Below are 10182 nucleotides of genomic sequence, written 5' to 3'. Positions count from 1 at the left end.
GGCTCGAACCGCTGACCCTCTGCTTGTAAGGCAGATGCTCTCCCAACTGAGCTAAGCCTCCTTGACTAGTGCTCACTTATAATAACATCTCTATACCTTTACGTCAACAGTTTTTTACATTTTTTTCATATTTTTTTATCAGTGATAATGTCATCTAATGGAATATCAAAATCTTCAGATTGATAATGCTCAATATATTGAAATGAATAAGCCAGTCCTATTGTTGGTGCATTAAAATCTTTAAGATATCGATCATAATAACCTCCACCATAGCCCAAACGATAACAATTTGCATCATAACCTACAAGTGGAACAATCATTAAATCAAGAAATTCTTTATTAATTTCTTGTTTATCTATCGGTTCATCAATACCATATTTATTTTTTATCATTTTATCTTGATATAAAGTAAAATACATTTCTTTACCGCAAACTATGGGAACATAAAATTCTTTTTGAGTTTTAAATTCTTCAATTAATTTCCAAGTATCCACTTCATGTTTATAAGATAAATAGATTCCTATTTTTTTACTTTTAATGAAACGTGGATCTTTTTTTAACTTTTCTATAATGAAATGAGATTGTTTTTGATAATCATCAAAAGCCAATCTCATTTGTATCAATTGTTTACGTAATTGTTTTTTATCCAATTCCATTTTCACCAAAGTCCATTTTAATCAATTGATTTAACTCAACAGCATATTCCATTGGTAATTCTCTTGAAAATGGTTCAATAAATCCCATAACAATCATTTCTGTCGCATCTTTTTTAGAAAGACCTCTAGACATTAAATAGAAAAGTTGTTCATCTGAAATTTTAGAAACAGTTGCTTCATGTTCAATTAAAGAATCATTATTTCTAGCATAGTTTGTTGGCACTGTATCACTTGTTGAAATTTGATCTAAGATCAATGTATCACATTCAACTTTACTTTTAGCGTTGATTGCCTTTGGATTATGTTGTACTAACCCACGATAGTTTGTTTTACCACCGTTTTTAGCAATTGACTTAGAAACAATACTACTTGAAGTATTTGGTGCTAAATGAATCATTTTAGCTCCAGAATCCATAATTTGATTTTCTCCAGCAACAGCAATTGTAATACAAGAACCTTTCGCTCCTTCTTCCATTAAAACACAAGTTGGATATTTCATTGTAACAGCAGAACCAATATTTCCATCGACCCATTCCATTTGTCCATTTTTATAAACCTTCGCTCTTTGTGTCACTAAGTTTAAGATATTATTAGACCAGTTTTGAATTGTTGTATAACGGCATTTAGCCCCTTCTAAAACAACAATTTCAACAACTCCTGTATGTAATGAATCTTTTGAATAATTTGGTGCTGTACATCCTTCTACATAATGAATATCAGAACCTTTATCAACAATAATCAATGTTCTTTCAAATTGTCCCATTTGTTCAGAATTGATTCTAAAATAAGATTGTAAAGGTTTTTCTAGTTTTACTCCTGGTGGTACATAAATAAATGATCCCCCAGACCAAACAGCTCCATTTAAAGCTGAAAACTTATTATCATTATAAGGAATAACTGTATCAAAATACTTTTTAAATAATTCTGGGTATTCTCTTAAACCACTGTCAATATCTAAGAAAATAACACCTTTTTCTTGAACTTCTTTCAACATATTATGATAAACCACTTCTGATTCATATTGAGTTGTTACCCCTGATAAATATTTTTGTTCTGCTTCAGGAATTCCTAGCTTATCAAAAGTATCTTTAATCGTTTCAGGGACTTCTTCCCATTTATTTGTTTGTTTATCAGAAGGTCTAATATAATACGTATACTCATCAAAATCTACTCTGCTTAAATCGACACCCCATGTAGGCATTGGCTTTTTCAAAAAACAATCAAGTGCTTTTAAACGATATTCCAACATCCATTCAGGTTCACCTTTAATAGCAGAGATTTCTCTAACGATATCTTCATTAATTCCTTTAGGTGTTTTAAAAACAGACACATCTTTATCAGGAATCATAGTTTCATCATTTTCCATGAGTTTCCTCCTTTTCACTTTCATCAATTAATTGTGTAATTCCTTTCCATCCAAGAGTTGCACATTTAATTCTATTGGCCTGTTTATGAGTGTTATAAAAAGCAATCGCTTCTTCTAATATTTCAGGATCATAATCTTTTTCAAAAATCATATTCATATAATTTTCAATAATAACCCTTGCTTCATCAATTGTTTTACCAATTAATAATTCTGTCATAATGGAAGTACTTGATGTACAAATCGCACACGCTTCTCCATCAAAGCGAATATCTTCAATCACTCCATTTTCTATTTTTGCTTGTATATCAATATTATCAATACAAGTTTCACTATCCATATTGACTTTTTTATAGCTATCGTCTTCAACTAATTCATGATTACGTGGATTTTCATAATGATCCATAATAATTTGACGAAGCATCATATTATCCAAAGAAGGCATCTAAAAAGTCATCCCCTTTCTTACATACTTCAATAAACTGATCTATTTCTTCTTTTGTATTGTAGAAATAGAATGAAGCTCTTAATGTTTGTGAAACATGTAAATATTCATCTAATATTTTTGCACAGTGTTGACCAGCACGAATGGCAATTCCATACGTATTAAATAAAGATGCTCCATCTTGAGAAAAAACATTTTTAATATTGAAAGCAATTGCTCCAACACCATTTTCATTGTAAATTTCAATGTTATCTAATTCTTTCATCTTTTCAACGGCATATTTTCTAAGCATTGCTTCATGTTCTTCAATATTTTTCATACCAATATTTTGTAAATATTCAATAGCACTACCAAGACCAATGACCCCTTCAATATTAGGTGTTCCCGTTTCAAATTTTGTTGGTGCATTTTTAAGCTTTACTAAACCACAGCTATTGTATCTTGCATTACTTCCTCCACCAAAACGTGTTGGTGTCATTTCTTCCAATAAATGATATTTTCCATATAATACACCTACTCCTGTAGGTCCACACATTTTATGTCCTGAAAAAGCAAAGAAATCAACATCTAAATCTTGAACATCAACAGCATGATGAGGTGCACTTTGAGCCCCATCAACACAAACAATAATATCGTGTTCATGAGCAAAATTACAAATTTCTTTAATTGGTGCTAAATATCCTAAAACATTTGTAATTTGCGCAAGTGAAATAATTTTTGTATGTTCAGTCACTGCTTTTTTGACATTTTCTAAAGTCACTTTCCCTTCTTCGTCTAGATCAATATATTTAATGATAGCTCCTGTATGTTTAGCTACTTCAAACCAAGGAAGCGTATTGCTTGCATGTTCAGCAAGAGTAATCAATACTTCGTCTCCTTCTTTTAAATGTGTCATCCCATAACCAAAAGCTACCATATTCAAACTATCTGAAGAACCATAAGTATAAACAACTTCCTCTGGTTTACAATGAATAAAATCAGCAACAATACTTCTTACATGTTCAAATTTTGTATCTACTTCATGTGATAAGTCATAATCTCCACGGTGTGCATTTCCAGAATAATTTGTTAAATAATCACAAACACTATCAATCACACATTGAGGTTTTAAAGTTGTTGCCCCATTATCTAAATAAATAAGAGGTTTTCCATGCATCGTCTTTTTAAGCATTGGAAAATCATCTCTAATTTTTAAAACATCTAACATTATAGTCCCACCTTTTCTTTCAAAACATCTGAAAATCTTTCTTTTAAAGATTCTACACTGATAAATTCTAAAACAGGTAAGAAATAACCATAAGTGACTAGATGCATAGCATCTTGTTTAGAAAGACCTCTAGACATTAAATAATAAAGATGATCTTCATCAATCTTTCCAACACTTGCTCCATGACTTGCTTTAACATCATATTCATCAATATATAAATACGGATTAGCTTGTGCTTTGCACCCTTCATCAAAAACAATAATTTTATTTGTTTGATGTGTATCTGATCCAGACATACCTTTATAAATACGTCCCACACCATCAATAATTAAACTTGCTTTTGATTTAACAATACCATAGTTATCCATATCACCATATGTATGTGGTGCTAAATGTTCTAAAGTCATTTCATAATGTTTATTTTCTTTTTCTTTGCTTAAAGAAGCTAAGCGAAGTTTAGCACTTGCTTCCTCTTCAAGTAAACGATATTTTATTTTTGATAAAGTTGTATAATCTGTTAATTCTACATAAGCGCAAGACACTCTTGCGTACTTATAAACATCAACATTTTCATCTAAATCAAGTTGAATATTTTGATGACTATTTTTTTCAACATATCTTAAAACTTCACTTGATTCATTGATTTTTATATTTTTTGTATAAGAACAAGACTTTGATGCTTCATACATTTCTACAAGATCTACATGTAAACGATCTTTAATTTCAATATTAAATTGATAAGTTCCTTCTTCTGTTGTCTTATAAATAATTTGTACTTTTGCATCTTCATTAATCATTAAAGTTTGATTTTGAATTTGAATATCTTGTTTAAAAGATGTTTCTTTGATTGTTCCATTTTCTAAAACAAGATAATTATCAATATCTACTAATCGACTCATTATTTAGCTTTAACCTTATTTCCGCAACTACCTAAAACAATAGGTTGTTTATCTTCTTCAGTTTCAAAATCAAAACCTAGTTCTTTAACCCAACGATAACCTTCTTTATCAATACGATCTATTAATTCTTGTCCTCCACTTAATACAATTTTTCCATCTACTAATATATGAACATGACTAGGTGGTACAAGTTCAAATAATCTTTCATAGTGTGAAACCATCACACAACCAAATGAATCTGATTTCATATCATTGATAGCTTCAGAAACAATTTTTAAAGCATCAACATCTAAACCAGAATCAATTTCATCCAATAATGCAAATTTTGGTTTTAATAATTTCATTTGCAAGATTTCATTTCTTTTCTTTTCTCCACCAGAGAAACCTTCATTTAAATAACGGTGTGCTAAATTTTCGTCCATTTTTAAATCAGCAATATTTTTATCCAATTCTTTAATAAATTTAAATAAAGATACTGGTTTTTCTTGATGAGCATTGAGCGCAGCTCTTAAAAAATCAGAAGTGACAACTCCTGGAATTTCTTGAGGATATTGCATTCCTAAAAAGATTCCTGCTTTCGATCTTTCATCGACTGACATTTCTAAAACATTTTGTCCATCCAAGTAAATACTTCCCTCTGTTACTTGGTATTTAGGGTTTCCCATGATAGCTGATAGCAATGTTGATTTACCATTACCATTAGGTCCCATTAATGCATGTATTTCTCCTGTATTGATTGTTAAATCAATTCCTTTTAGTATTTCTTTATCATCAATACAAACATGTAAATTTTCTATTTTTAAAGTTGACATAAATCAAGCCCCTTTCTACCCACAACATTTTACTAAAATGTCAAAAAAAAAACAATCAATGTGATAATCTTTTGTATTAACAATTTATATTATATCCAAAATATGGTATATTATTTAAACAAAAGGAGTGATAATGTGAAATTTTTGAAATCTTTATTTCAAGTCATATCATCTAAAAAAATTACACAAACCCTGTTAAACTTACTTATTTTATTTTTGATCGTTCTTTTATTAGATATTACAAAAGAAGTATGGGGTGGCGCTTTTAGTATTTTTTGGAAGATTATAAAACCATTCTTTGTAGCATTTGCAATCGCTTATGTTTTAAATCCGCTTATTGAATGGGTACAAAAATATGTAAAAAATCGTGGATTATCTTTAATTATTGTTTATGTAGGAATCATTGCTTGTTTAATACTTATTTTATCACTAGCAATTCCTCTTGTAATTAATAGCGTAACAGACCTCTATCCTGCTTTTGAAGACGGTTTGATTTTTATTTCGCGCTTTGTACAAAGTCATTTAGGCTTCAATATTTCTGAAATAACAACTTATATTCAAACAGAAGCAGCGAAGCTTTTACAAGATATGACAGTTATTAATACAACGTTTGATGTTTTAAATTCTGTTATTGTAAAAATTGGAAACGGCTTGATTTATTCAATCCTTGCAATCTATATGTCTATAAAATTTGATAGTATAAGAATTGCAATTAATCATTTTGCAGGAAAGTTTGATGAAAACTTACCTGTTTATTTAAAGGAAATCAATATTTCTTTAATTGAATATATTGAAGCTTTTGCTTTAAGTGCTCTTATTCAAGGTCTTACAACAGCTTTTGTCTATTTGGTTATTGGTCATCCAAACTGGATCTTACTTGGTATTTTCTCAGCTATCAGTTCGGTAATCCCTTATGTAGGTCCAATTGTTGCTAATTTACTTGGAATCGTCACTTCAATTACGATGGGGGCAACAAAACTTATTATTTTATTTGTACTGATTTTTATTCAATCAAATGTTGTTCCTTATGTCATTCAACCAAAAATATATTCATCAAAAATCGATTTATCGATTATGTGGGTATTATTTGGTATTTTAACTGGTTCAACTTTGTTTGGTGCATGGGGAATGATCATCGCAATGCCTATTCTTGTTACTATTAAAATCAGTTATCGTGTTTATCGTCAGCATAATCCTCAACCTAAAAATGCTTAGCAATTTGCTAAGCATTTTTTTATAACATATTACAAATAATCACTAATAAAATAAAAAGTACTAAAACAAGCGTAAAAGAATTTTCACACTTCATATAAACCCCTCCCTTATATCCTTTTAGTATAAATTATGTAATAAATATGTTTGACCATGTGTTTTTGCCCATAATATTGAAATAAGTGGGAAAAAATAGTATACTTTTTAAGTCTACAAGAAGGAGGAAAATTATGAAATTAAAAAAATGTGCTGCCTTATTACTTGTAAGTAGCTGCCTTTTGACTGGATGTACAACTTCATCAGCAAAAAAAGTTGATTCAAAATACGTTGTTGCATCTTTAGAAAAAGGAAATAAAACAAAAAATATCTTTGCTGATAATTTATATAAAGATATTATTGATAATTCAAGTAATAATTCAACAGTCTTTAATGCTGTATTACAAAATTTAGTTGATCAAAAATTCCCTGTCAACGATGATATGAAAGAAGATGCTGCTACAATTATTAAACAAATTAAATCAGCATATAAATCTAATTATGGTGATAATTATAAAGATTCATTAAATCAAGCTTTAACATCTGCAGGATATAAGAATTTATCTGAGTATCGTCAAAGAATGATCAAACAAATTCAATATGCTAATTTCTTATTAGATTATATTGATGATCATTTTGATGATGTCTTTAATGACTATTATCAACAATGTGCTCCAAAATATGTAAGTTTAATTAAAATTTCTGTATCTGATACAAGTTCACCTACAGATGATGAAACTTCTAAATTAAACGAAGTTAAAGAATTAATCAGTAATACGGATAAATCATTTGGAGATATTGCTCAAGATTACTCTGATGATTCTACTTCAAGTAAAAAAGGATCATTAGGTATCGTTGATAGTAAAGATACTTCTGGTATTGCAAATAGTTATGGTAAAGATGTCTTTAATGCTATTGAAGCATTAAGTGAAGGACAAGTTTCTGATGTTATTACTGGTGATGACGGATATTATTTTGTAAAAGTAACAAGTACTGATAAAAAAACTTTAAAGAAAGAATTAAAGAAAACTGATATTGATTCTCCTTTATTAGCTTATGATGATTATTTACAATATGTTGTCTATAATTCTTATAAAATCAATTATAAAGATAAAGACATTAAGAAAATCGTTCAAGAAGTTGTTAATAAAGCCTTAGAAGAAAGAAAAACAGAAAGAGGTGAAGCCTAATGAGTTCATTAAAAGATAAGCTTTACCAATATAGATTATTAGTTATTATCGTATGTATTTGTCTTATTGGTGGTTGTGGTTATGGTCTTTATAAAAGCTTTAACAAAAAAGATGATTCCTATGTAACCCATGTAAAAGATGGTGATTCAGCAGTTGTTAAAACAGGTGATGTAACAATTACTAAAGATGATCTTTATGAATATTTCTTAGATAATGATGGGTTAAATATGACTTTAAACAGTGCTATCAATTATGTAGCTGATCAAGAAATCACTGATGAAGACGCTATTAATTCTAAAGTTGAAGAATTAAAACAACAATACCTTCAATATGCTAGTACAAGTGATCTAGAAACTTACGCTAAAGATGCTGGCTATGAAAGTGAAGACGATTTTGTAAAACAAATTTTAGAACCTAATGCAAAAATTCAACTTCTTCAAGAAAAATATGTTGAAGATAATTTCAAAAGTTTAGTTAAAGAATATAAAGTAAAATATCTTAAATATTTTACAGTTGATACTGAATCACAAGCTTTAAAAATTATTAAAGATTGTACAAGCGAAGAATCTTTCACAAATTATTTTAATGAAAATAGTGGAACAGATGCTGGTTTAGTTACAAAAGAATCAAGTAGCGTTGATTCTAAAATCATTAAAAAATTAGATAAATTTACAAAAGATGGTATTTATGCAAAAGCAATTAAAACATCTGAATCTAAATATGCAATTGTTTGGGTTTATAATACAGATAAATCAAATTTAAAAGATGAAATTAAAGAAAGTTTAACTTCTATTTCTAATTTTTCTACAAAATGTGAAACTTCTTATTTAAGAAAGTATAACTTTGATGTTTATGAACCATCAATCAAAAAGAAAATAAAAAAATCTTCTAAAGATTATTTTGAATAAGGTCTCGACCTTATTCTTTTTTTGTTTTAAAATAAAGCTATGGAGGAAAAGAAAATGAGTAACTGTATTTTTTGTAAAATTATTAATAAAGAAATTCCTGGAAAAATCATTTATGAAGATGATGTATGTATTGCTTTTTTAGATTTATCACAAGCAACTTATGGACATACCCTTGTTATTCCTAAAAAACATTTTGAAAATATTCTTGAAGTTGACGCACAAACATTGGCTCATGTCATGCAAGTCACTCAAAAATTAGCTAAACAAATCGTTGAAAAACTAAACGCTAAGGGATTGAATATTTTAACAAATACAAATGAAGTGGCAGGTCAAACCGTTCATCATTTCCACGTTCATATTTTACCTCGATATGATGAAAAAGAACTTGTTATTGAATTTAATGATCATAGTCAAGATGTTGATTTAAATGAAGTTTATCAAAAAATCGTAAAATAAAAAGATGGTTTTCCATCTTTTTAGAATAAAGAAAGTTGTTCAAAGTCATGAATATCTTTCTTTTTTATTGGTGTTTTTTCTTCAAATTCTTGTAAATATTCAAATATTTCTAAGTAATTACACATCATTTGATATTCTTGGCATTTTTTAAAGAATAAATTCATTAAATCCCTATTATGTGGGCTATTAAGCGTATATTGATCATTATACGTCATTTGATACTTTTCTTTCATACCTGGGAATAAACGATCTAGTTGCTTATAATAATACTCTCTGCTTCCCTCTCTTAAAGTAACTCCCATACCAAAACAAATAATTCCTTTAACTCCTGCTTCATGACATTCTTCTAAAATCTTTAAAATATTTTCTTGGCTATCATTAATAAAAGGCAAGATTGGTGTTAACCAAACAATTGTGGGAATCCCATTTTTATGGAGTTCTTTTAATACTTCTATTCTTCTTTGAGTTGTACAGACACCTGGTTCTAACTTTTGACATAAATTTTCATCAAATGTTGTAAGCGTCATTTGAACAACACATTTTGTTTGTTGGTTAATTTTCTTTAAAAGTTCCAGGTCTCTTAAAATTAAGTCTGACTTCGTAATAAGTGTTACTCCAAAATGATATTGTTCAATAAGTTCTAAAGCTTTTTGTACATGCTTTAATTCTTTTTCTAAAGGCATATATGGATCACACATAGATCCCATTTGAATCATACATTTCTTTCTTTTATGTTTTAAACCATTTTCTAATAAAGATAGCGCATTTTCTTTAACTTCTATATCTTCAAAGTCATGTTCAAAATGATAACACTTGCTTCTTGAATCACAATAAATACAGCCATGTTGACATCCCCTATATAAATTCATTGTATTATCATTAGATAAAATTCCTTTTACTGTTTTATAATGCATATTATAACCCCCATTGCTTATTATTTTAACATAAATTAAAACAATAAGTTTGTCATATTTCAAAAAACACATCAAAAAATTGGA

Annotated in this window: 12 protein-coding genes; 4 read left to right on the top strand and 8 right to left on the bottom strand. The window is 28.6% G+C overall.

Annotation, left to right across the window (positions count from 1 at the left end):
• Positions 1 to 125: 125 nt before the first annotated feature.
• From HUU89_RS05810 to sufC, 6 genes are read right to left on the bottom strand one after another with little or no spacing between them, the layout of a single operon-like run.
• Positions 126 to 650: a 5-formyltetrahydrofolate cyclo-ligase gene (locus HUU89_RS05810; protein ID WP_175301229.1), complete on the bottom strand. Its 525-nt coding sequence runs from the start codon at positions 648 to 650 to the stop codon at positions 126 to 128.
• Positions 643 to 2022, bottom strand: a complete 1380-nt coding sequence (sufB, locus tag HUU89_RS05805; protein WP_022002250.1) for a Fe-S cluster assembly protein SufB — start codon at positions 2020 to 2022, stop codon at positions 643 to 645. The genes HUU89_RS05810 and sufB overlap by 8 nt, the downstream gene beginning before the upstream one ends.
• Positions 2012 to 2464 (bottom strand): Fe-S cluster assembly sulfur transfer protein SufU, encoded by a 453-nt coding sequence (sufU, locus tag HUU89_RS05800; RefSeq protein ID WP_032091421.1) that lies wholly within the window; start codon positions 2462 to 2464, stop codon positions 2012 to 2014. Before sufU ends, sufB begins: the two co-directional genes overlap by 11 nt.
• A complete protein-coding gene (locus HUU89_RS05795; protein WP_175301228.1) occupies positions 2448 to 3671 on the bottom strand; it encodes an aminotransferase class V-fold PLP-dependent enzyme in 1224 nt (407 codons plus the stop codon). The genes sufU and HUU89_RS05795 overlap by 17 nt, the downstream gene beginning before the upstream one ends.
• Positions 3671 to 4570 (bottom strand): SufB/SufD family protein, encoded by a 900-nt coding sequence (locus HUU89_RS05790; protein ID WP_032091423.1) that lies wholly within the window; start codon positions 4568 to 4570, stop codon positions 3671 to 3673. The genes HUU89_RS05795 and HUU89_RS05790 overlap by 1 nt, the downstream gene beginning before the upstream one ends.
• Positions 4570 to 5382: a Fe-S cluster assembly ATPase SufC gene (gene sufC / locus HUU89_RS05785; RefSeq protein WP_119363162.1), complete on the bottom strand. Its 813-nt coding sequence runs from the start codon at positions 5380 to 5382 to the stop codon at positions 4570 to 4572. Before sufC ends, HUU89_RS05790 begins: the two co-directional genes overlap by 1 nt.
• 135 nt (positions 5383 to 5517) lie before the next feature.
• Between sufC and HUU89_RS05780 the strand changes: the two genes are divergently transcribed.
• Positions 5518 to 6597 carry an AI-2E family transporter gene (locus tag HUU89_RS05780; RefSeq protein ID WP_032091425.1) on the top strand — a complete coding sequence of 360 codons (1080 nt, stop codon included), beginning with the start codon at positions 5518 to 5520 and terminating at the stop codon, positions 6595 to 6597.
• A gap of 19 nt (positions 6598 to 6616) precedes the next feature.
• On the opposite strand, the gene HUU89_RS15440 is transcribed toward HUU89_RS05780, so the two are convergent.
• Positions 6617 to 6691 carry a YjcZ family sporulation protein gene (locus HUU89_RS15440; RefSeq protein WP_081919121.1) on the bottom strand — a complete coding sequence of 25 codons (75 nt, stop codon included), beginning with the start codon at positions 6689 to 6691 and terminating at the stop codon, positions 6617 to 6619.
• 133 nt (positions 6692 to 6824) lie between these two features.
• Between HUU89_RS15440 and HUU89_RS05770 the strand changes: the two genes are divergently transcribed.
• Genes HUU89_RS05770 through HUU89_RS05760 form a run of 3 tightly spaced genes read left to right on the top strand, consistent with a single transcriptional unit; the run spans position 6825 to position 9184 of the window.
• Positions 6825 to 7820, top strand: coding sequence for a peptidylprolyl isomerase (locus HUU89_RS05770; RefSeq protein WP_175301227.1), 996 nt, complete (start codon positions 6825 to 6827; stop codon positions 7818 to 7820).
• Positions 7820 to 8728, top strand: a complete 909-nt coding sequence (locus HUU89_RS05765) for a hypothetical protein (protein ID WP_119363160.1) — start codon at positions 7820 to 7822, stop codon at positions 8726 to 8728. Before HUU89_RS05770 ends, HUU89_RS05765 begins: the two co-directional genes overlap by 1 nt.
• 54 nt (positions 8729 to 8782) lie before the next feature.
• On the top strand, positions 8783 to 9184 hold the full coding sequence (locus HUU89_RS05760; RefSeq protein WP_175301226.1) for an HIT family protein: 402 nt from the start codon (positions 8783 to 8785) through the stop codon (positions 9182 to 9184).
• A gap of 20 nt (positions 9185 to 9204) precedes the next feature.
• On the opposite strand, the gene HUU89_RS05755 is transcribed toward HUU89_RS05760, so the two are convergent.
• Entirely contained in the window at positions 9205 to 10098 is an 894-nt protein-coding gene (locus HUU89_RS05755; RefSeq protein WP_032091428.1) for an SPL family radical SAM protein, read from the bottom strand.
• Between the last annotated feature and the right edge of the window lie 84 nt (positions 10099 to 10182).

The sequence above is a fragment of the Faecalibacillus sp. H12 genome (assembly GCF_013361255.1).
In the GTDB taxonomy this organism is placed as follows: domain Bacteria; phylum Bacillota_I; class Bacilli_A; order Erysipelotrichales; family Coprobacillaceae; genus Faecalibacillus; species Faecalibacillus intestinalis.
The sequence above is the reverse complement of the archived record's forward strand: the minus strand, read 5'-3'. Positions and strand labels throughout refer to the sequence as shown.

Coding starts and splice junctions, on each gene's coding strand:
- sufB (WP_022002250.1), bottom strand. CDS start 2,022: ATGGAAAATGATGAAACTATGATTCCTGATAAAGATGTGTCTGTTTTT.
- sufU (WP_032091421.1), bottom strand. CDS start 2,464: ATGCCTTCTTTGGATAATATGATGCTTCGTCAAATTATTATGGATCAT.
- HUU89_RS05795 (WP_175301228.1), bottom strand. CDS start 3,671: ATGTTAGATGTTTTAAAAATTAGAGATGATTTTCCAATGCTTAAAAAG.
- HUU89_RS05790 (WP_032091423.1), bottom strand. CDS start 4,570: ATGAGTCGATTAGTAGATATTGATAATTATCTTGTTTTAGAAAATGGA.
- sufC (WP_119363162.1), bottom strand. CDS start 5,382: ATGTCAACTTTAAAAATAGAAAATTTACATGTTTGTATTGATGATAAA.
- HUU89_RS05770 (WP_175301227.1), top strand. CDS start 6,825: ATGAAATTAAAAAAATGTGCTGCCTTATTACTTGTAAGTAGCTGCCTT.
- HUU89_RS05765 (WP_119363160.1), top strand. CDS start 7,820: ATGAGTTCATTAAAAGATAAGCTTTACCAATATAGATTATTAGTTATT.
- HUU89_RS05760 (WP_175301226.1), top strand. CDS start 8,783: ATGAGTAACTGTATTTTTTGTAAAATTATTAATAAAGAAATTCCTGGA.
- HUU89_RS05755 (WP_032091428.1), bottom strand. CDS start 10,098: ATGCATTATAAAACAGTAAAAGGAATTTTATCTAATGATAATACAATG.